Annotated in this window: 16 protein-coding genes; 9 read left to right on the top strand and 7 right to left on the bottom strand. The window is 35.1% G+C overall.

The annotated features are described in order from the left end of the window. Positions 1 to 6: 6 nt before the first annotated feature. The 3 genes from NQ163_RS08315 to NQ163_RS08325 all read left to right on the top strand — a co-directional run bounded on the left by NQ163_RS08315 (position 7) and on the right by NQ163_RS08325 (position 3,662). Entirely contained in the window at positions 7 to 561 is a 555-nt protein-coding gene (locus tag NQ163_RS08315) for a chalcone isomerase family protein (RefSeq protein WP_268189859.1), read from the top strand. A 257-nt stretch (positions 562 to 818) separates the two neighbouring features. After that, a complete protein-coding gene (locus NQ163_RS08320) occupies positions 819 to 1,904 on the top strand; it encodes a 3-oxoacyl-ACP synthase III family protein (protein ID WP_268189860.1) in 1,086 nt (361 codons plus the stop codon). A gap of 375 nt (positions 1,905 to 2,279) precedes the next feature. Next, complete coding sequence (locus NQ163_RS08325; RefSeq protein WP_268189861.1) at positions 2,280 to 3,662, top strand: 4Fe-4S dicluster domain-containing protein; 1,383 nt, start codon at positions 2,280 to 2,282, stop codon at positions 3,660 to 3,662. Positions 3,663 to 3,746: 84 nt separating this feature from the next. Here NQ163_RS08325 and rlmB read toward each other — a convergent pair whose 3' ends face one another. The 4 genes from rlmB to NQ163_RS08345 all read right to left on the bottom strand — a co-directional run bounded on the left by rlmB (position 3,747) and on the right by NQ163_RS08345 (position 8,757). Further along, positions 3,747 to 4,487: a 23S rRNA (guanosine(2251)-2'-O)-methyltransferase RlmB gene (gene rlmB / locus NQ163_RS08330; protein ID WP_268189862.1), complete on the bottom strand. Its 741-nt coding sequence runs from the start codon at positions 4,485 to 4,487 to the stop codon at positions 3,747 to 3,749. 4 nt (positions 4,488 to 4,491) lie between these two features. Next, positions 4,492 to 5,736 carry a DUF418 domain-containing protein gene (locus tag NQ163_RS08335; RefSeq protein ID WP_268189863.1) on the bottom strand — a complete coding sequence of 415 codons (1,245 nt, stop codon included), beginning with the start codon at positions 5,734 to 5,736 and terminating at the stop codon, positions 4,492 to 4,494. A gap of 217 nt (positions 5,737 to 5,953) precedes the next feature. Then, a complete protein-coding gene (locus NQ163_RS08340; protein WP_268189864.1) occupies positions 5,954 to 7,894 on the bottom strand; it encodes an ABC-F family ATP-binding cassette domain-containing protein in 1,941 nt (646 codons plus the stop codon). A gap of 113 nt (positions 7,895 to 8,007) precedes the next feature. After that, positions 8,008 to 8,757, bottom strand: a complete 750-nt coding sequence (locus NQ163_RS08345) for an AAA family ATPase (RefSeq protein WP_268189865.1) — start codon at positions 8,755 to 8,757, stop codon at positions 8,008 to 8,010. Between the two features lie 201 nt (positions 8,758 to 8,958). On the opposite strand from NQ163_RS08345, the gene NQ163_RS08350 reads away from it, so the two are divergent. After that, complete coding sequence (locus NQ163_RS08350) at positions 8,959 to 9,375, top strand: hypothetical protein (protein ID WP_268189866.1); 417 nt, start codon at positions 8,959 to 8,961, stop codon at positions 9,373 to 9,375. A 39-nt stretch (positions 9,376 to 9,414) separates the two neighbouring features. Here the strand turns inward: NQ163_RS08350 and NQ163_RS08355 are convergent, their stop codons facing one another. After that, a complete protein-coding gene (locus NQ163_RS08355) occupies positions 9,415 to 10,530 on the bottom strand; it encodes a hypothetical protein (RefSeq protein ID WP_268189867.1) in 1,116 nt (371 codons plus the stop codon). A 172-nt stretch (positions 10,531 to 10,702) separates the two neighbouring features. On the opposite strand from NQ163_RS08355, the gene rlmD reads away from it, so the two are divergent. Beyond that, positions 10,703 to 12,112 carry a 23S rRNA (uracil(1939)-C(5))-methyltransferase RlmD gene (gene rlmD, locus NQ163_RS08360; RefSeq protein WP_268189868.1) on the top strand — a complete coding sequence of 470 codons (1,410 nt, stop codon included), beginning with the start codon at positions 10,703 to 10,705 and terminating at the stop codon, positions 12,110 to 12,112. Between the two features lie 61 nt (positions 12,113 to 12,173). On the opposite strand, the gene NQ163_RS08365 is transcribed toward rlmD, so the two are convergent. Next, a complete protein-coding gene (locus tag NQ163_RS08365) occupies positions 12,174 to 14,504 on the bottom strand; it encodes a PAS domain-containing sensor histidine kinase (RefSeq protein WP_268189869.1) in 2,331 nt (776 codons plus the stop codon). A gap of 385 nt (positions 14,505 to 14,889) precedes the next feature. Here NQ163_RS08365 and NQ163_RS08370 point away from each other — a divergent pair, with 385 nt between their 5' ends. Further along, positions 14,890 to 16,860, top strand: a complete 1,971-nt coding sequence (locus NQ163_RS08370; protein ID WP_268189870.1) for an ATP-binding protein — start codon at positions 14,890 to 14,892, stop codon at positions 16,858 to 16,860. Positions 16,861 to 17,050: 190 nt separating this feature from the next. Here NQ163_RS08370 and NQ163_RS08375 read toward each other — a convergent pair whose 3' ends face one another. Beyond that, positions 17,051 to 18,493, bottom strand: coding sequence for an MATE family efflux transporter (locus tag NQ163_RS08375; RefSeq protein ID WP_268189871.1), 1,443 nt, complete (start codon positions 18,491 to 18,493; stop codon positions 17,051 to 17,053). A 461-nt stretch (positions 18,494 to 18,954) separates the two neighbouring features. Here NQ163_RS08375 and NQ163_RS08380 point away from each other — a divergent pair, with 461 nt between their 5' ends. The 3 genes from NQ163_RS08380 to NQ163_RS08390 all read left to right on the top strand — a co-directional run bounded on the left by NQ163_RS08380 (position 18,955) and on the right by NQ163_RS08390 (position 23,385). After that, complete coding sequence (locus NQ163_RS08380) at positions 18,955 to 21,534, top strand: S9 family peptidase (RefSeq protein ID WP_268189873.1); 2,580 nt, start codon at positions 18,955 to 18,957, stop codon at positions 21,532 to 21,534. Positions 21,535 to 21,789: 255 nt separating this feature from the next. Beyond that, positions 21,790 to 22,560: a peroxide stress protein YaaA gene (gene yaaA / locus NQ163_RS08385; protein ID WP_268189874.1), complete on the top strand. Its 771-nt coding sequence runs from the start codon at positions 21,790 to 21,792 to the stop codon at positions 22,558 to 22,560. 108 nt (positions 22,561 to 22,668) lie between these two features. After that, a complete protein-coding gene (locus NQ163_RS08390; RefSeq protein ID WP_268189875.1) occupies positions 22,669 to 23,385 on the top strand; it encodes a hypothetical protein in 717 nt (238 codons plus the stop codon). The last annotated feature ends 211 nt before the right edge of the window (positions 23,386 to 23,596 follow it).

Genomic DNA, 23,596 nt, shown 5'->3' on the forward strand with positions numbered 1-23,596 from the left:
ATTGATATGAAGAAATTATTTACCCTTTTACTTATACTTAGCTGTTTTGGCTCATTTGCACAAACAAAAGTAGGCGGAGTTGAATTGCCATCGGAAATAATGGTAAAAGAAACAAAATTGAACTTGCATGGAGCTGGCACCAGAGTTAAACTTTGGATGGATATGTATGCAATGGGATTGTATTTGGAAAATAAAACCAGTGATGCATCGCAAATCATTAATGCTGACAAAAGCATGGGCATTCGCCTTGAAATTATTTCTGGCTTAATTACTGCTGAAAAAATGGAGAAAGCCACAAGAGATGGATTTAAAAATTCAACCCAAAACAACACCAAACCAATTGAGTCCAGAATAAATGATTTCCTCTCTGTTTTTTTAAGTGGTGTGGAGAAGAAAGATATCTTTGAGTTTGTTTACAATCCTTCTGAAGGAAGCTTGATTTACAAAAATGGAGAACTTAAAAAGGTAATTGATGGATTGGATTTTAAAAAGGCACTTTTTGGCATTTGGCTTTGCAATAAACCTGCTGATAAAAATTTAAAAGAAGATCTACTTAAATAGAATCAGAAAAGAATAGTAAAGGAGTGATTTTTAGATCACTCCTTTTTTTATTGTATCAAATTTGAAATTGCTTTCTAAATAAAAGTTTAGCAGATGCAGTTCAAAAAAAAACTTTATCTTAGCACCCACACCAAACTTATTATCCCTAGGGATAAATACTTTTATTACAAATCTTTCGGACTTTAGGAATCTGTTTCTTGAGGAGATATTTTGCACCCCTAATTTTGTGTGCATTTTGTGAAACAAAAACAATGACAATGAGTACCAAGAGATTTTCTAAAATTGTAGGTTCAGGTAGTTATCTGCCAAGTATCGAAGTTAAAAATTCACACTTTTTGAACCATGATTTTTTTGAACCCAACGGACAAAAAATTGAAACTCCAAACGAGGAAATAATTGAAAAATTCCGTGAAATTACAGGAATTGAGGAAAGAAAGTATGCAACTGATGAGCAGCAAGCATCCGATTTGGCATATTTGGCTGCAAAAGATGCACTAGACTCTTCGAATATCGATAAAGAAAGCATTGACTATATTTTGGTTGCGCACAATTATGGTGATATAAAACCAAATTCAACCTTAACCAGTCAACTTCCATGTTTGGCTGCAAAAGTGAAAAACCTTTTGCAAATTGAAAATCCAAAATGTATTGCTTACGATATCCTGTTTGGATGTCCAGGTTGGGTCCAGTTGATGATTCAAGCCAACTATTACATCAAATCGGGAGATGCCAACAGAGTCTTGGTTATTGGTGCAGAAACACTATCACGTGTTTGTGATCCACATGACAGAGATAGCATGATTTATTCGGATGGAGCTGGCGCTACCATATTGGAAGCTTGTGAATCGGAAGAAGAAACTGGAATTCTATCGCATGCAATGAGAACCGACACCAAAGACCAGGCATATTTTTTAAGAACTGACATTTCGGACAATGCAGATTTTGAAGGAAACAGCAACAGTCATTTCATTAAAATGTATGGTCGTAAAATATACGAATACGCAATTACCAACGTTCCTGGAGTTGTAAAGGAAAGTATCGATAAAGCAGGTTTGGATATCAAAGACATTAAGAAAATCCTGATACACCAGGCAAACGAAAAAATGGACGAAGCCATTGGAAAAAGACTATTTAGGCTGTACAAAGAAAGAGAAGTACCTGAAGATATCATGCCAATTATTCTTCAAAAAATGGGCAACAATTCTGTAGCTACCGTTCCTGTTCTTTACGATCAAATTGCAAAAGGAACTCTAAATGGTCACAGTTTAAATCCTGGCGACTATGTTGTTTTTGCATCTGTTGGTGCGGGAATGAACATTAACTCTTTTGTATATAAAGTGTAAATAGAACTTGAAATGTTAAAATTTTAATCTTTTTAATAAAGATTTATCCAAATGTGTTGGATTCAAAAATAATTTTTCTAAATTAGCAGGGCTGAATCTGATAGAGGCTAGAAAATAAAAGGGATTGAGGAGAATAAGATATTATCAGATTTGATTTTGGAATTGCATTCTAACCCTAAAATTACTATACAATATTACCCGAATTAACACTTGTTGGTTCGGGTAATTTTTTGCTCTTTTTTAAATTGTGATTTAAAATGCATAAACATATAATTAATCAATTTAAGGTTTAAGTGCCGAGAAAGAATCCAAATTAGATTTGCAAAATGGATTCCCTAAAAAAATCCTTTATCTTTCGGTTCTAAGCCTAATCAAATGAACCTAATTTACCAAATTTCACTTCTTACCTGTCTGATTTTTTCAATTATTCTGTTGGCAGGTTTACTGTACGCATCCATTGTTTTTTATCAGGAAAAAGAAAAAAGGGCTGGTTTCAGAGCCATTTTACTTGCTTTACTCCTACCTCCTATTTACCTGATAACATGGCATTACAACTGGGAAATTGTAGCTCTCATTCTTACAGCCGATCTTTTGATTACCGGAATCCTGTTTCTTATTCCTTTTGGCAATAAGAAAAACATTACCGATGATTTTCCACAAGCACAGATTGACGAAAGAGATATCATGTTTTCACGAAACGAATTAAAAGAAAACACAGATAGGTTCAATGAATATTATTCCAAAAACCCAGACAAATTAAAACTGGATAATGAGTTTAGAAAAGAACCCGGATTAACTGCTGATAAATCCATTTTCTTTAATGAATTGGCATACAAAGCTGCCAATGCCAGCTTTTTTACGGTAGATCAATTTCATCAAGCTGTAGATGGTAATATCAATCCAAAAAAATCAGATATTTCAAAAGACGAATTAAGTCATTTTATAAAGGATTGGAGCAAAAAGCTTGGAGTTTTAAATGTAGGAATTGCTGAATTGAAAGATTATCATTTCTATTCGCATAAAGGTAGAGGTGAAGAATATGGTGATCCTATCGAGAGTTATCATTCACATGCCATTGCCTTTACTGTTGAAATGAGTCAGGAAATGGTGGCCGCAGCACCACAATCCTCCATTGTAATGGAATCGGCACAACAGTATTTAGAAGCTGGACGAATTGCTGTTCAATTGGCACAATTCTTAAGAAGCATGGGATTTTCAGCCAGAGCTCATATCGATGGGAATTACCAAATTGTTTGCCCTTTGGTTGCTCGCGACGCAGGTTTAGGAGAAATTGGAAGAATGGGATTACTAATGACTCCAAAAGAAGGACCGCGAGTAAGATTGGGAGTGGTTACCACAGAATTTGAATTGAATACTGACGAAAGAAGCAAAGACAATTCGATGCTTGATTTCTGCTTACAATGTAAAAAATGCGCCGAGGTTTGTCCGAGCAAATCCATATCATTCGACGATCCAAAACTTGTAAATGGAATAAAAAGGTGGCAAATTAATTCAGAATCTTGCTTTACCTATTGGTGCAAAGCGGGTACAGATTGTGGCCGATGCATGGCCTGTTGTCCATACTCGCATCCCAATAATTTACTGCACAACTTTATTCGTTTTGGAATTAAAAATTCTGCTCTATTCAGAATCTTGGCTGTTCATTTGGATGATTTCTTTTATGGAAGGAAACCAAAATCGGCAGATCTTCCGAACTGGATTCCTAACAGCAAAAAGGCGCAGAAATATATTTCCTGATTAGAAACGTATTATTTCACATTTGTCCATAAAAAAAACGCAGAAAGCTTCTTTCTGCGTTGCAATATTTTTAGTCTTTACAGATTATTTTCTCTGTCGAACGGCTTCGTATACCATTAAGGATGCAGCTACCGAAACATTCAGCGATTCAATCTGACCCAAGATTGGTACTTTTACCTTTTCATCAGCCAAACGAAGCAATGCCTCATCGATACCGGTATCCTCCGATCCCATAATAATTGCCGTTGCCAAAGTTAAATCTGCATCGGTATAATAGTTTTCAGCCTTCTCAGTTGAAGCTACAATTCGAATTCCTTCCTTTTTAAGATTTCGCACTAGAGTTTTTAGATTCTGTACACGACAAACCGGAATTTGATACAATGCTCCGGCTGAAGTTTTAATTGAATCAGGTGTAATTTTAGCCGAATTCTTAAATGGGATAATTATCGCATCAACCCCAGCACACTCTGCAGATCGAGCAATGGCACCAAAATTTCTAACATCGGTAATCTGGTCCAAGATTAAGATCAAAGGAGTTCTACCTTCAGCCATAATTTGTGGCACAACATCTTCAACATCCTGGTAAGCAATAGGTACAATTAAAGTAACAACACCTTGGTTGTTTTTCTGGTTAAGTGAATTGATTTTTTCAGCAGGAACAAATTGATATTCGATTGATTCATCACGAATTAAATCGAATAGATCTTGGTACAAACGACCAGTTAATCCTTTACGAATTAATACTTTTTCAATTTCTTTACCACTTTTAATCGCTTCCATTGTTGCTCTAATACCGAACAACATTTCCTGTTTCTGTTTAGCCATCTATCTAATTCCTTGATTTTACATTTAATGCAAGTTGTGGTTTTTCCTTATAGGTTAGGTATCGCCACAACCATTCCAATGGTCCCATCCTGTAATACTTCAACCAAATATAAGATGAAGTTATTTGAAAAATCCAGATGCCAAGCATCCAAAATAGCAACTCAAACCTGCTGAACTCACCGAACAATCCAAATCCGTAACTATAAAAAATGATGGAACAAATTACGGATTGGCAAAGGTAGTTTGTAAAAGCCAATCGACCAACTGCTTCGAAAGCTTTCGTTAAAAATTTCAACAGATTTAATTGATACACCAAAATGATTAAGCCAATGTAGCCTAGAGAAGTAAAAATGCTGGAAAAATAATTGTACTGATATCCATATTTGAAATAATGTACTACTTCCCATCTATTTTGAGCCATTTCCTGAACGCCATAATTGGAAATTAATGCACCAATTCCTATCCCCAAAACTGCCATTCCAGCATAAAACAGTTTGGATTTTTTTGCTGATAAAATTCCTTGATTTAAAAGCACCATCCCTAGCAACATCATTCCTGTAGTTCGCCATACAGAAAGCATAAAGAAGCCACCTACCTGATAGTTCATGTTTAACTGAACCCTTTTCACAAAGATATCGAACCATGAGCCATGTTGATATAAGTTTATTTCAGCGGATAATGACTCAGCAGAAGGTAAAAATTCAGCCATTGACTCTTCCATCATTTTTTCTGGCATGGTATCAAACATACTTCCAATTGCATAAAAGAAAAGCATAGGAACCAGGTAAAGCAATACAGCGAAAACCAACTTCCAAACATCCTTCATTTTACGAAGCAGCACAGCAATTAAACCAATAATTGCGTAGGCAACCAGAATATCGCCAAACCAAATTAAATAAGCGTGAATCATCCCAAAAAGTAGAAGCCACATCATTCTTCTGATGTGAATTTTTGAGCCATCAATCCCTTTATCTGCCAAACGATTCACAAATAATAGAATTCCTGCACCAAACAGAATGGAGAAAATACTCATGAACTTTAGCTCGGCAAAAACATGAACCAGCCAATAAGAAAAACTTTCCAATTCACTCATTTCTCCCAACACCAAAGGATTGGCAAATGATGCATTTGGCAAAGCAAAAAGCTGAATATTAATAAATAGAATGCCCAATAGTGCGAAGCCTCGCAAAATATCGAGGGAATGGATTCTTTCCTTTAGAGTAGTTGGAGCAGCATGTGTGGTTTGCATTTTTTTCTTTCTAAGATAAGAAGATTAAAGAAATAAAATATTTCACGTAAAGGGCTCAGAGGTTTTTATTTTAAGAGACCGCAAAGATTTCCTACACAAAAACTTTAACCACAAAGACACACTAAGATAATGCACAAAGTCCACAAAGCAATATTCACTTTTAATTTAAGACCTGTAGTCAACCTATTTTCAGGCAATGACTCCTTTATCCTTTAAACTACTCTCCTCTTTCAGCAATCAATTCCTCTAATTGTTCATTGTATTCTTCCCAGGCCATCATTTCATTCTCAAGATCTTTCTTGGCATCCTCATATTTGGTAAAAAGAGATTGATCTTGCATTTTCTCTGGATTTGAAAGCAAATCTTCCATTTCTGAAATTTGCTCTTCATACTTGGCTATGTTTTCCTCAGCCTTGGAAACATTGCGTTCCATTTTGGTGATTTTCTTACTTAACTCTTTTCTTTCCAGGTAGTTCAACTTATTTTCAGAAGGAGCTTCTTCAACTTTCTCCTGAACAATCGCTTTTTTCACTTCTAACTCCTGAAGAGTTTCCATTCGCTTAGCTCTTAAGAAGTCATAAATCCCTCCCAAGTGTTCTTTTATTCTTTTGTTGCCAAATTCATAAACTTTCGATGCCAAACCATCCAGGAATTCACGGTCGTGAGAAACAACAATAACAGTTCCTTCAAATTGCGACAAGGCCTCTTTCAACACATCTTTCGATTTCATATCCAAATGGTTGGTAGGCTCATCGAGCACCAATAAATTCACCGGTTCTAAAAGCAAGCGAATCATAGCCAATCGAGATCTTTCTCCTCCCGAAAGTACTTTAACCTTTTTGTCTACATCTTCGCCACGGAACATGAAAGCTCCAAGAATATCCCTGATTTTGGTTCGTACATCGCCAACGGCAACGTCATCAATGGTATCAAAAACCGTTTTGTTTTCATCCAGAAGTTGAGCCTGGTTCTGAGCAAAATATCCGATTTTTACATTGTGACCAATCTTACAGATTCCAGTATGCTCTAACTCTCCCATTAAAACTTTTACAAGAGTTGATTTACCTTCCCCATTCTTTCCTACAAAAGCAAGCTTCTCTCCTCTTTCAATTACAAACTCCAGTTCACTTAAAACCAAATGATCGCCATAAGCTTTACTCAAGTTCTTGGCTTCGCAAACCAAATCACCAGAACGAGGTGCAGGAGGAAATTTCAAGTTCAATTTTGACATATCTTCCTCATCAACCTCAATTCTATCGAGTTTTTCAAGTTGTTTGATTCTTGACTGAACCTGAACAGCCTTCGTTGCCTTATACCTAAATCTTTCAATAAAATCCTCGGTATCCTTAATCATCTTTTGCTGATTGATGTAGGCTTTCATCTGCTGTTCTCTGCGCTCGGCATGCAAAACAACATATTCAGAATAAGGAACTTTATAGTCGTATATTTTCCCAACCGAAATCTCTACTGTTCTATTGGTGATATTATCCAAAAATGCACGGTCGTGCGATACCAACACCACAGCTCCGGGATACACCTTCAAAAAATCTTCTAACCATTGAATTGACTCAATATCCAAATGGTTGGTAGGCTCATCCAAAAGAAAAACATCCGGACGACGCAAAAGAATCTTAGCCAATTCGATACGCATTCTCCAACCACCGCTAAATTCGTTGGTCTGACGAGTGAAATCGCTACGTAAAAAACCAAGGCCCAATAAGGTTTTCTCAGCCTCAGCATCAACATTTTCACCACCCATCATGTGGTAACGATCATTTTTATCGCTCAAGCGATTAATCAGCTTCATGTAATCCTCCGATTCATAATCGGTACGCTCAGCAATTTCAGCATTAATTTTTGCAATCTCTTTTTCAAGGCCCAATACCTCTTCAAAAGCAGTAAGAGCTTCCTCCATTACTGTTCTGCCATCAAAGTGGTTCATTTGCTGTGGCAAGTAACCTATCTTAATCTCAGAAGGAATGGAGACATTGCCTTTTGTGGCTCCCTGTAATCCCGCAAAAATCTTAAGCAAAGTTGATTTTCCTGCTCCATTTTTTCCAACAAGGCCAATTCTGTCTCGCGAATTCACAAGAAAACTTACCTCTTTGAAAAGAGTAAAACCACCAAATTCAACTGTAAGATTATTTATAGAGATCATATTAATTCCGTTTTTAAGATGTGGCGACAAAAATAATGAAGAATGAGCAATTAATAATTAGTAATGAATAATTAAATCATCCATCACAAAATATAAATTGCTCTTCAGAAATACTAATTCGATAACTGCGCACTGTTCACTGATGACTGTTCACTGATAACTGCCTTCTTCAACATTTCTGACTGAATGATATTCTCTTTCACCTCAGTCATTACGATATTTTCAGCTTCAGCAAAAGAAATATCATAAACACGATTTACTTTTGCATACTCTTCAGGGAAACGAGCCAACAATTTGTCATACAATCGGTCAAGATCTTGCTTTTTAGGATTAAAAAACTCCATTTTCAATTCGAATCTTCGAATCAAAGCCTCATCAATCATATCAATTTGATTGGTTGCTGCAATCATTACTGAATTCTTTGGCAAATGATCCATCATCTGAATCATACCATTCACAACACGTTTCATCTCACTACTATCGGTGTTGTCATAGTTTCGTTCTTTTCCCAAAGAATCAAACTCATCGAAAAACAAAACGGCCTCTTGTGTTTCAATCATTTTAAAAGCAGAAGCAATATTTCTTGAAGTCTCTCCTAGTTTCGAAGAAATAATGTTTCCAAGATTTATTGTTTTGATTTTCTTATTCAACTTATTGGCAATTGCCTTTGCTGTCATGGTTTTACCACATCCCGATTTTCCGTATAACAATATCTTATTGACAACCGGTAATCCATACTTTGTAAGAATTTCAACATGTTCGTATTCTCTTAAAAACTGAGAAATCTGTGAAAAAAGTTGTTCGTCAAAAACAACGTCATTCATGTCAACTTTTCCGTTGTTGGGTATAAACAGATGATTCATGCTTAAATATTGTGTTTGCTGTGTTTTGTTGTTGTTTATTTAATGTTGCAAACTTAGTATTTTATCCTTAATCATAAGCAAAGTCATTTTGAGAGTTTAATAAAAGAATTACATTTGCGAACTATTTTTCATCAACGAACTCTGTATGAGTACAAATGGAATTCCATCAGAAAGAAAATGAGCTGTATTAGATATTCATATTTGAAAAAAGAAAAGCAATTGGTTATTGCTTGTAATGTTAAGAAGGTTGATCAAAAAAATTTAGTTTCGGAGTTTAAATCTATATTCGAAAACTTAAAGCTTGATTCTCCGGTTGATATTTTAATTGATATTAAAAATCTTAACCTGGAAGCATCCGTAGAAGACAATGAACTATACACCAATTTTTTTCTAAAAGAAAAAATAAATGCCAAAAAGATTGCCGTTTTGACTAATACCCCTTCGCAGGTTGTACAAAGCATGCTTCTTATCGAGGGTGTTAAACATTTGGGCATTGCGATTAAAGTTTTTAATTATGAAGAAGCGGCTTTAGATTGGATCAATTCGAATTGTCAAAACAAAAAAACATTACAAATCCATCAAACATTATCTAAGCTATCACATAATAAAGCATCATAAAAAAAAGGAGAACTTAAAATGGTTCTCCTCTTATTTTTACTACTCTTTCGAATAATCTTTATAAATCGCCTTTTCGAATTCTATCCAGTGTTCCTTTGTCATCCTATCAGGTGTGAACAAACAAATTCCTGTAGCACCATTCACCATCGATTCACGAATTGCTTCTCCAATTTCTCCTGGCAGTAGGCCATGATTCTCAGGATCTGCTTCTTTTGTTTTTGAATCTGGACTTGGACAAATAAACAAACCACTGTAAACCGGCCTTTCTCCATTTAAACTTTCAACAGACTCCTTACACATTTTGCCAATCCATTCGGTTCCCTCCAAATAGAAATCATTATAATTCATTGGTAAGAAGGCATCCAAATTCCACTGATTCCATTCCTGGCGAACCATTTTAACCGCATGTGAATTTGGCCCGGGAAATACCGCTGCCGTAATGTCTTTACCTTGGGCATGCACATCTTCAACCAAACGATTAACAATTTTTGTGATCAGATCCTGACGAAACTTTTTCCACTCTAGCAAATCTCTTGCCTTAGCCTGATCAGTAATTTCGATTCCTGTTTTTTCCATAAAATCAGCCTTACACTTATCGCAATAGCAATAATCAAAATCCGGATATTCCTTATCCATTACCAAGCCATACTTATCCCACAATCCTTTTGCAAGAATTACATCCGGGAAACGAATATAATCCAAATGTACTCCATCAACCTCTGGCAATCGAGCAATAGTTACATATAAGTTTGAAAGATATTTGTATACCTCTTCCTTATTCGGACACAAAAAGGTGTAATGATCGACATAGGCTGGTTTATCGTAAGCCGATTCTCCATTTCCATTTACGGCATACAACTCTTTCGGAATATTTTTATCTCTACCTTGAACCATTGTTGGTATCCAAGTATGAAATTCCAGACCAACCTTTTTGGCAATCTTTCCCACACGTTGATATACGGCAGGATCATGACCTCCATTATACATCAAAGCATCAATACCTTTTTCTTTTAAATCAGTAAATTTTTGTAAAAGTTGTGCGTCGGTTTCTTCACCCGGACCTCCAAGCCATGCAAAGCATGGAACTTTTGTTGACTGTTGTGTACCGCAAGACACCAACAACAACAAACTGATAACAGCAAGTAGCTTGTTCATAGTTAAATTATAAATAAGATTTGTGGCTTTGGAATACTTGCTAAAGATAACAAATTAAAGGAAGAAGTATTTAGATAGGATATCAGGAAATGTAATACGACTTTTTGACTATTCGACTTTTTGACTATTCGACTTTTTATATCTTTGTGCCCAAATTAAAAATATAAGACAAGTGGGAAGAAAAAGAAACAGAAAACCCCTTCTTCAAAACATTAGAATTGAGAAGTTAGCCGCCGAAGGAAAGGCCATCGCAAAAGTGGATGAAAAAGTATTGTTTGTTACAAACGTAATTCCGGGCGATGTAGTGGATGTACAGGTTACCAAAAAACGCAAAAGTTATATGGAAGGTAATCCTGTTTTCTTTCACGAACATTCTCCATTAAAAAAAGATGCCTTTTGTGAACACTTTGGTGTTTGTGGTGGATGTAAGTGGCAAAATTTGCCATACGAAGAACAGTTAAAGTTCAAGCAACAGGAAGTAATCGACAATTTGGAAAGAATTGGTAAAGTTGAATTGCCAGAGGTTAATGAAATCTTAGCTTCAGCCAAAACAGAATTCTATCGTAACAAATTGGAGTATACCTTCTCAAGCAAGAGATATTTAACCAACGAGGAAATTGCCAGCGGTAAAGATTTAAACCGCACTCCTGCAGTTGGTTTTCATGTTCCCCGATTGTTCGATAAGGTTGTTGACATCAACAAATGTCACCTGCAACCAGAACCATCGAATGCCATTAGAATGGCCATTAAGGAATTTGCTTTTGCCAATGATTTAAGCTTCTTCGATATCCGTAATCACGAAGGGTTCTTAAGAACATTAATCATTAGAACTGCGTCTACAGGTGAGAATATGGTAATTGTTACTTTCTACCACGAAGATGTGGAAAAGAGAGAGGCATTACTAAATCATTTGGTTGAAAAATTCCCTGAAATCACATCTTTAATGTATGTGATCAACGAAAAAGCGAATGATACGATTACCGATCAGGAGGTAGTATTGTTTAAAGGACGAGATCATATCTTCGAGCAAATGGAAGATTTGAAGTTTAAAATTGGTCCAAAATCCTTCTACCAAACCAATTCCGATCAAGCATACGAATTGTACTGCAAAACACGCGAATTTGCTGAACTAACAGGCGACGAAGTGGTTTACGATTTGTACACTGGAACTGGAACCATTGCGAATTTTGTAGCCAAACAAGCCAAACAGGTAATTGGTATTGAATATGTGCCCGAAGCCATTGAAGATGCTAAGGTAAACTCTGAAATCAATGGAATCAACAATACAAAATTCTTTGCTGGCGACATGAAAAATGTGTTGACCAAAGAATTTATCGAACTTCATGGTCAACCTGATACCATGATTGTTGATCCACCACGTGCCGGTATGCATGTTGATGTTGTGGAAACCATTCTACACGCAGCACCAAAACGCATTGTTTATGTAAGCTGTAACTCGGCGACTCAAGCTCGTGATTTAGCACTAATGGACGAAGCCTACAAAGTAACTAAAGTACAAGCTGTAGACATGTTCCCACACACACATCATGTGGAGAATATTGTACAGTTGGAGAAACGTTAAGTTCTTTCATCCATAAAATATAAAAAGCTCGCAAAGCATATCTTTGCGAGCTTTTTATATTTTAAATCGAACTCAGGTTAATACTTTTCGGAATCGTAAAACTAAATTTTGAACCTCGCTCAACAGCCGATTCTACCCACAATTCACCTCCCAATAACTCAACAATATCTTTCGAAATGGATAGTCCAAGTCCTATTCCTCCATGTTGTCTGGTAAGGTGATTTTCGATCTGTCTGAAACGGCTAAAAATAATCCTCTGATGCTCCGGAGATATTCCAATTCCTGTATCCTGCACATAAAAAAGAACACTATCTTTTAAACTTTCACAGCCAATAACTATCTCTCCTTCTTTGGTAAATTTAATGGCATTGCGAATCAAATTATTTAAAACCTGTAACAGTTTACCTTTATCAGTATGTATTTCAAAATTTGGATTAAACATATAATCCAATTTCACACTTAATTTCTTTTTTTCAGCCTCAACAGTATGAAGATTTTTTAGGCCCAATAAAAATGGATCCAGAGAAACAGGATCTACATTTATTTGTAATTTCTTTGCCTCCAACAATGAGGCATCCATTATATCATTCATAATACTCATTAGCTGATTTCCACAATCTTTTATTATGGAAGCATATTGTTTTCGCTCTTCATCTGTTAAATTTACATCGCCAATAAAATCGGTAAAACCGAGCAAACCATTTAGTGGGGTTCTAACTTCATGACTCAAGTTTGCAAGAAATGCCGTTTTAAGCCTGTCATTTTCTTCCGCTTTAAGCAGGGCGTGTGTTAATTTAGCTTCAATTTGTTTTTTTTCGGTAATATCCAATCCAACTTTTAGGTATCCGATGATACTATTTTCATCGTCAACCACAGGTGAAATGGAAGCCGACTCCCAATAATAACTAGAATCTTTACGCTTGTTGTAAAATTCTCCTTTCCACTTTTCACCTGACGATATGGTCTGCCACAAATCTTTGTAAACAATAGCTGATTGTTTGCCTGATTTTAAAATCCTTGGATTTTCTCCTATCAGCTCTTCAAGGCCGTAGCCTGTCAGCTTGCAGAATATCGGATTTACATATTCTATTTCTCCCTTAGTATTCGTAATTACTATTGATGCCGGACTTTGTTCCACCGCATTTGATAGTTTAGTCAGCTTAAGCAAATTTATATTTCTCTCGGTCACATCCCGTATTACAGAGTGTAAGAGTTCTATCCCATCAACCATTACAACACCTGATGAAATTTCAACATCTTTAATTTCTCCCGATGCAATGCGATGCTTCGCTTTAAATATTGTTTTTGAGTTCGTCTTGGCTTTCTCGATATTATCCCAAACCGTAACTTCTCCTGCAATATTTAAATCCCAAATTTTAAGATTTAAGAGTTCTCTTTTAGAATAGCCATAAAACTCACAGGCACTTTCGTTCACATCTTTTATCAACCCATTTTCAGGCGATACAAGCATCATTACAGATGAACTACCGTAAAAAATATTCTTGTATCTATTCTCCGCCTCACTTAACTTCTCCTTTAATTTAACCTTATCGGTTAAATCTACCGCCGAAACTGCAAATTCCTTATCACTTAAGGGAAATGAATCTACATAAATGAACTTCCCAATATCCGAATGATAAGAGTAAAAATTGGTATTCTTAAAATCATTAGTCACCGAATTGAAATAATCAATCCACTCAGGTTCTGTATTTGGAAACAATTCCAACAAAGTCTTACCAATCGCTTTGTCTTTTGAAATTTCTATTATTTCTTCATTTGCGGGATTCATATCCTTGCAGAGTAAATCCACCAATTCTCCTACTTCATTCCTAATTGGTTCAAGAATCGCTATGGCAGAATTTGAAGCAGAAAAAAGTGTCTTGTACTTCAATTCACTTTTCAACAATTGTTCTACAAGTTTCTGATTTTCTATTTTATACTCTTCTAAAAAGAACTTATTCATTTCTTCCTGATACATTGCTTTTAAATCAGACTCGATAATCTTTCGGAATTCTACCAGGGAGCATTTTATACCTGAATCGAACTTTATTTCCTCCTCATTTACAACGTATAAAACCCCAAATAAATCTCCATTCGAAAATTTAAGAGGGTATCCCCAAAAAAAGAGGTTGTTATAATTGTTAAGTGCTAAATCATCAGAACAAATTTCATTTTTTACTGCTAATACTTTTTCATGATCTAAATATTCTTGAATCTCTAATATTAATGCTTTGTCGCACGTATCACTTTTTAATAAAAGCTGAGTATTTGATTCTTTAAAATGAGCGATAATTACATTCGAAATATTGAATGTCGTTGAAATGAGATTCATTACATCTTGCCATTTGTTTAAAATGCTACTTGAAATCTTACAATTTACAACTTCAGACATAATTTTCAATTCAATTTAAGGGTGGAAAGAATTATCTAATAAATATAACTCCAAGGAGTATAAAATTAATCATAGACTTTTCTTGAATCATCACACATCGATAACAAAATAACAATCTTACCATTACACATAGATACACATACATAAAGCTAAATAAAATTACATACAAAACAAACATAAATTAAAAATAAAATTCATTATTCATCCACTATATACATATCATAACATCACCATCAAGCACATATCCCTTCACAAAACACATTCAGCTAACTCCATTATAAAAACTCAACTTGCAATTTTATATTTTGTTGATTATATTGAGCTTACATTCTTCCTCTAACTTTAAACTACTATAAGGTAAATTTAACCAATATACCACCCACACATGAAAGGACTGAAATTTCAAACACGACTTATACTAGGCTTTTCAACCATACTTTTATTTAGTTTCATTATTGGCATTATTGCATTCATCGAAATTAAAACCATCAGTAAAAACACAGAGTCTATCTATCACCACCCTTTAACGGTTAGTAATTCTGTTCGCGACATCAACATTAGCATTAACGCCATTCACCGATCGATGAAAGATGTTGTTTTGGCAAAGAATATTGAAGAATTATACGAATCAATTTTATTGGTCAACAAACATGATCTACAGGTTTATACCTCATTTAAAATTGTAAAAGAGCGTTTCCTGGGAGATAAAGAGGTTGTAAATGATGCCTACTCAGCATATAGAGATTGGGAAAAAATCAGAAATGAGGTAATCTTGTTAAAAAAAGGTGGTCACGACGAACGAGCTGCTGATATTACCAGAGGTCGTGGCGCTTTTCATGTAAATCTATTGTTTGAAAAAACCAAGATTCTTACTGATTTCGCACAAAGTAAAGCCGATGAATTCTACCACAACACAATTGAATCAGAAAAAAAAAGTATCGCCATTCTAATCTTCAGTATCTCCTTAATACTACTGATCAGTTTGATTACAGCTGTTTGGCTATCAAAAAGCATTTCCAGGCCTATTCATAATTTCATAGAAGAAATTAGTACAATATTTACAAATCAGGATGATTTAATTGATAGCATTCAAAAAAAAAGCGAACAGGAAATCCTTGGAATTACATCTAAAAAGCTACGATTAGCGTACCAAAAATTAAATGATTTCAACAAAGAACTCGATCAAAAAATAGAACAACGCACATCGGAATTAAAAGAAGCAAAGGAAAAGGCTGAAGAAAGTGAACAGCTAAAATCCGCTTTTCTTGCCAACATGTCTCACGAAATCAGAACTCCTTTAAATTCCATACTGGGGTTTTCGGAATTCTTAAAAAAAGATAAACTACCAAAAGAAAAAAAAGAATTATATCTGAACATGATTGATAATGGAGGACAAAGACTGCTTACCATCATCTCTGATATTGTTGATATCTCAAAAATTGAATCCAATCAGTTCTCGCTTAGCTATGAAATCACTATGCTAAACGAAATTCTGGATAATTTGGAACGTCAATTCACAATAGTTACCAATAAAAAAGGTATAGAACTAAAAACTGTAAAATCTCTTGATGATTATTCAAGTTTTATTTCAACCGATGTTACCAGACTCTCGCAGGTGATATCAAATCTATTGGAAAACTCTATAAAATTCACAGAAAAAGGAACAATTGAATTTGGGTATAAGGTAAACAATAATAAGTTACTATTCCATGTTCGAGATTCTGGCATTGGCATTCCAAAAGAGTTTCATCATTTAATATTCGAAAGGTTCCGTCAAACCGATACACAAGAATCAAAACTACATACGGGAACAGGCTTAGGTCTTTCCATTTCAAGAGGAATAGTAGAATTATTTGGTGGTGACATTTGGGTTGAATCAGAAGAAGGAACAGGAGCTTGTTTCTATTTTGAAATTCCCTATCTTCCTACTGCCACATCGCAAGTTGATAAAAAAATCAAAACAGACGAATTCTTTTTACATACCAACGGAAAAACCATTTTGGTGGTTGAAGATGAACCATCCAACTACATTTATATACGCGACCTATTAAATGAATTTAATTATAATGTAATTCATGCGAAAAATGGCCAGGATGCTGTTGATATCATTAATAACAAAATAGAGATTGATTTAATTCTGATGGATATTAAAATGCCGGTTATGAATGGATTGCAAGCTACCAGGGAAATCCGTAAAACAAATAAAAAAGTTCCTGTTATTGCTCAAACCGCTTATGCCATGTTGGAAGACAAAAGGCAAGCACTCAATGCTGGGTGCAATGACTATTTAGCGAAACCAATCACCTTTAAGGCTTTCTCTGAAATTGTACAAAAACATTTAAGCCATACTATTTGATCAGGTGTAATATTTTGTAGGTTTACAGCTCAAATAAACCACTCTCAATTATGCGATGAAAAACCGTTGAAAAGATTTTCAATTTTAAAGGTTATTATCAGTAATACATCTGGAAAGTAAGCAGCTGATTGGGTATATAGAAATTTAAAAGACCTGACAAGTTCAATGAACACAGTCAGGTCTTTATACTTTATACTTTCTTCAACTTCCACCTTCCGGTTTTAAACCAATACAAGGCGATTAGTGTTAGAACTGCCTCAGCAATAATTATGGCATAAAACACTCCTTTTTGATTCCAACCAAATTGAATTGCCAAAAGATAAGCAACAGGAATTTCCACAATCCAAAAACTAATCAAATTTAATAAGGTTGGAGTTTGTGTATCGCCTGCCCCGTTAATCGAGTTCAGCAAAACCATTCCCATTCCATAGAAAATAAATCCACAGCTAATTATTTTTAGCGCTTGAATTCCATTTATTAAGATCCCTTGATCATCAGTAAATAACTCAATAAAATATGCTGGGAACAAGAAGAATATTACTCCTATCAATCCAAGAAACACAACATTAATTCTTCCTGCAGCCCACACCGATTTTTCGGCACGTTCTGACTGATTAGCTCCTAAGTTTTGACCAACCAAAGTAGCTGCGGCATTGCTCAACCCCCAGGATGGTAATAAAATGAATATCAAAATACGGATTGCAATGGTATAACCAGCAATGGCAGCACTACCAAACTCAGCCATAATCCTCATCAAACCAATCCAACTTGATGTTGCGATAATGTTCTGCCCTATTCCTCCAACCGACAGCTTAATCAGTTTCTTTATGGTTTTCCATCGTAAAGTAAAATGTTCTAATTTGATATGTATCTTACCACTTCCTTTAAACAATAGAACAAACTGATATACAACCGCCAATCCTCTACCAATACTAGTTGCAATCGCAGCGCCTTCAACGCCCATAGCAGGGATTGGACCTAGCCCAAAAATCAATAATGGATCAAGAATAATGTTTAAACCGTTGGCAATAATCAATACGCGCATAGAAAGTGCAGCATCTCCCGCTGATCGAAATATCGCATTATTAATAAATAGCAACATGATAATCAGGTTACTACCCAGAATAATGCTTGTATAACCCGACATTTCATTCACAATGGTAGAATTTGCTCCCATTAATCGCAGCAAGTCCTTCGAAAAGAAAACTCCAACTATCGCGATAAAAACTGAGGCAATCGCTCCGGTTACAATGGCCTGTGCTGATACTTTTGCAGCTTTCTCGAACTTCTTTTCTCCAACTCTCCTGGCTACCAAAGCTGTTGTTGCCATTGATAAACCAAATCCTATGGCATATACAATTGTGGTAATTGTTTCAGTAATCCCTACAGTTGCAACTGCATCTTTGCCAAGTTGGGATACAAATAAAATATCGGCTATAGCAAAAACCGATTCAAAAATCATTTCCAATACCATTGGTATAGCCAGCATAAATAAGGCTTTCCCAATTCTTCCATTGGTATAATCTTTTTCTTCTCCTGATAAGGAGTCCTTAATCATATTAAACAATTGCCTCCCACGGTCAATTGCCTTTACTCGTAAAAATTTCTCTTTTAAATTGCTATTATAGTGCATTTTCGTTTTCGCTTTTGATAATGAATTAAACTCTTTATTTTTCCTTCGGTTTTGAAACAATTGTTTGTTCCAACTTTCACGAGCTCCGCAAATGGGGCACAATAATTCATAGGTGTACTCATAATTTTTCCTCCATTAAATTTTTAGGTGTACAAAAATTGTATCGGGCGGCTTACGCCTCCGTTACTTCTGATTAATAATATTTATAGAATAAGGAAAGCCTAAGCTGTTTAGCTCAGATAATTGCAAGGTGAATTTGTGACAAATTTATTCATAGCTTTCCTCCGTTTTTCGTGAGTATCACAAATATAGATCAAATTATTCAATTCTCAACAAATTTTTTCTCACTAAGAGTTGAATTCGTAATGAAAACTATACTTAAGCTAACAAATGTTCTTTTTTATGCTTAGAATTTTCCGTAGTATTGAGGTCTGGCAACAAACCTATAAATCGTAATAAAAATGAACAAGATCATTGTATCAGCCTTGGCTGTAATACTAAGTGTAAATTTTTGTTTTGCATCCTCTACCAAGGATAACAAACAAAAAACAATTGAAAATTGGCTTTCAAGCGATGCCATTGAGCTGTACTTGCCTGCATTCAGTAGCACCGAAGATTTTAGCGGAAGTACTTTCGAACTGAAAAATCTTTTGCAGGAAAACCAATTGGACCTTTGCACAATTGCTCCTAAAGAATCTGACAAACTGAACTGGAACAATGAACAATTAACCTGGAAAAAGAAAAGTGCTAATTCTAAAGGTTTTCTTTCTTTGTCAAATAAGGAAAGTAAATTATACTATCTGGTTTCATATTTAAACACTGATCAGTGGGGTGAGTTTGAGCTATCATTAAAAAGCTACCCTATGATTGAGGTTTATGTGGATGGCAAAAAACAATTATCGCAATACAAGCATGAAGCGGATGAAGCCAAAGAATCCAGCAAAAGTCTAAAACTAGAACAAGGACACCACAAAATTGTTGTGAAAGTGCTAAGCGGTTCTAAAAACAATCAGTTTCAACTTGCTTTAAAATCCAAAAGTGATGCAAATGCTTTTGAATTGAGTCTTTCTCCAAAACAATTTATGGATATCAGTAAGGTCTTAGATGGTACAAAAGTAAAAAGCACGGCTTTATCTTTTGATGGCAAGTATGCGCTAATTTCTTACAGCCGCACTTTACCACCTTCAGACAAAAGCGAGAGCTGGAAAGAAATCCAGGACATTAACACAGGTAAAATTCTATATACCTTTAGAGGCACACAGCTTGCAAACATCGATTGGCTGCCTAGTGGAAATCAAATTTCATACACCAAGAATTACAATGGTAAAACATCTATTTTTGTTTTCGATTTCGAAAACAACACCGAAAAACAGATTGCTGAAAACATTGCAGATTTCTCTTCCTATACCTGGGCTCCTAATGGAAAATTCATCATCTACAGTGTAGGTAAAAGCAATTCTGAAGACTGGAAAATGAAGAAATTTCAGGGAATGGAAGACCGTTTGTCATGGTACAGATACAGATCGTTCCTTTACAAATTAGATGTTGCAAGTGGTGTAAAACAACGACTAACTTACGGAACTTTAAGTACCAACTTGGCTGATATTAGTTCTGATGGAAAAAACATCCTATTCACAACTTCGCGTCCTGATTACAGTGGATATCCATATTTTAAACAGAATCTTTACCAAATGAATGTTGAAACTTTTAAAGTGCAAAGCATTTGGGAAGACAAATTGGTATCAGGTCAGGCTCAATATTCTCCTGATGGAAAGCAATTGTTGGTACAAGGTGGTCCTTCTTGCTTTGGCAAGATTGGTGAGAATATCGGCAATCATCCAATAGCGAACAATTACGATGGACAACTTTACATTTACGATTTGGCTTCGAAAAAAGTAGATCCTATTACCTACAACTTCGATCCTGCAATTGATGCATCGGTTTGGAACAAATCTGATCATAAGATTTACATCAAAGCACAAGACAAAGACTACGTAAAACTATTCTGCTATGATATTGCATCGAAAAAATTCACAGAATTAAATTCGAAATCGGATGTGGTTCGTGGTTTTGACTTGTCGGAAAATGGAAAAACAATCAGCTATGTGGCTTGTGGAATTTCAAGTCCATACAAAGCATTTACTTATGATATTGCATCGAAAACAAATAAAGTAATTGCAAAGCCTGAAAAGGTTCATCTAAAAAATGTAATGTTCGGCAAAACCGAAGATTGGAATTTTACCAAAGAAGATGGTACTACAATTATTGGTCGTGTTTACTATCCTCCTAATTTCGATTCCAATAAAAAATATCCTCTGATTGTAAACTATTACGGCGGAACATCTCCTGTAGAAAGAAGTTTTGGTGGTCGTTATCCATTGAATATGTATGCAGCAATGGGCTATGTGGTATACTTACTACAACCAAGCGGTGCTACCGGATTTGGCCAGGAATTCTCGGCTCGTCACCAAAACAATTGGGGTATTATTACTGCTGACGAAATTATTGATGGAACCAAGAAATTTATCAAAGATCATTCATTCATCGATGCTAATAAAGTTGGATGTATTGGGGCTTCATATGGAGGTTTTACCACTCAGTTGCTACAAACCAGAACCGATATTTTTGCAGCAGCCATTTCTCATGCCGGCATCAGTGATATTACCAGCTACTGGGGCGAAGGATATTGGGGATATTCCTACAGCATGAATGCTACAGGTAAATCATTCCCTTGGAACAGAAAAGACATTTATGTAGATCAAAGTCCATTGTTTAATGCCGATAAAATTACCACTCCAATGTTATTGCTTCATGGTAGCCAGGATACCAATGTTCCATTGGGGGAAAGTATTCAAATGTATCAGGCATTAAAGCTGTTGGGAAAAGATGTGGAATTTGTACAGGTAAAAGGTCAGGATCATTTGATTCAAAACTACACCAAACGCATTCTTTGGAACAACACCATCTTTGCCTACTTTGCAAAATACTTGAAAGATCAACCACAATGGTGGGATGAATTGTATCCTGATAAGAATTTATAACCCATTATATCAAAAGAGATTGGCAATTGTCAATCTCTTTTTTTATACACAATTGTTTCGCGGAAGTTATTTTTTCCGGAGTATTGTATTCCTAAGTTGGGAATGGTCCTTTCTTTAGAATAGGAAGTTTCCCAATATAAGAATACTTCCATTTCTCATAGACAGAAACTAACACATTATCAATAATGATAAACTCTATTGATGCTTATGTGAATAATACTTACTTTTAAGAATCAAAAATTAAAAGAACAGAATATGTTAATAGTTATATCACCTGCCAAAACTTTAGATTTTGAATCTCAAGCAAAAACAGATATTCATTCTGAAGCAAACTTTACGAAAGATGCTGAACAATTGATAAAAATTCTTCGCAAACTTAAAGTTGATGAAATTGGAGATTTCATGGGCATTAGCCCTAAACTGGCTCAATTGAATTTTGAACGTTTTCATGAATGGCACTTGCCTTTTACTCCCGATAATGCCAAGCAAGCACTATTGGCCTTTAAAGGCGATGTATATACAGGAATTGATGCTGAAAACTTAAGCGATACAGACTTTGAAAATGCACAATCGCAATTGCGCATTCTTTCCGGTTTGTATGGGGTTTTAAAACCAATGGATTTAATACAGGCTTATCGCTTGGAGATGGGGAAAAAACTGGCAAATAAAAAAGGAAAAGACCTGTATGAATTTTGGGGAGATAAAATCACGAAATCCATTAACAAAGATTTAAAAGAATACGATCACCAGCACTTAATTAACCTGGCATCGAATGAGTATTATAAATCGATTAAGGCAAAACAAATAAAGGCCGAAATCATTACTCCTGCTTTTAAAGATTTGAAGAATGGACAATACAAAATGATCAGCTTCTTCGCTAAAAAAGCACGAGGATTAATGACTCGTTTCATTATTCAGAATGGAATAAACAATCCTGAAGACCTAAAAGCTTTTAATTTAGATGGATATATCTACAATCCTAACTTATCAAAAGATAATGCTCCGGTTTTCACTCGTGATCATTAAAGAAAATTTACATTATTAAAAAGAGTTTTAAGTCTTGTTTTTGCTCTCAATTTTTACTATGTTTAAGTGTAAGACAATCCGAGTATTAACCCCATAATCCTTCTGCATATGACCACTGAAAACTATGTTGTAAAGTATGGTAGTCTTCTAAAAGAAGAAACCCTTGAAGTTATAGATGATAAAATATTGCCTAATACCATTGTTCTTGAAGCGACAAATCCGTTTCCGGGATACTATGAGTATTATGATGGTTTTCAGAAAGATGTTCAGCCTCATTATATTTATTTGGTATTGGATAGAAGATACGATTTAGAAGAATTTACTCGAGCTACTCAAAAAATAATGAACTATTTCGAGGCCAAATTCCACGCTGCAATAGGTACGATTACCATTTATAATGATGTGCACTATGTAATACGTATCAGAAGACTTAACACATACGATCAAGTGAAGGAATTACAGGAATGTTATCAATCTGAAGGAATCATATTTAAGACAAATGGTTCTATTCCTCACAATTCTAAAGCCATGATTCAATTGGATAAGTTTTTTGCATTGGATATCATCGAAGATGGATACTTTAAAGATCATATTGAACCAAATCATGGATATTTTACCATCCCTGAAAAGCTAAACTGGAAGCAATTTGAGCAATTAACAAAGAAAGTGAAGTACAATATGGAGATGATTCATTTCGACGTTTCCCTGGGCTTTATTTATGATCATTTTAAAGCGATTGATATGATCAGGGTTTATGCCGAGAACCTAGATCTGGATTTAATGAAGAAAATCAGAGCTAAATACATTGAAAGAATAAAATATTGAATGTAGTAAATGAGTGAATGAGGATTGAGTAAAGAAGTAAAAATTATATTCGGTCAACCATTCAGATCTTGCTCTTTAGAATATAAAAAATGAGGTTTTCGATATTGAAAACCTCATTTTTCATGCAATATTTTATTAAAATACTGGTGATCGAACTGCTTTAATTCTTTTTCTTCTTTTCTTGGTAGTGGCAAGGGGAAAAGAGAACGAT

Origin of the sequence: Marinifilum sp. D737, from assembly GCF_026672275.1 — a bacterium.
GTDB lineage: Bacteria > Bacteroidota > Bacteroidia > Bacteroidales > Marinifilaceae > Marinifilum.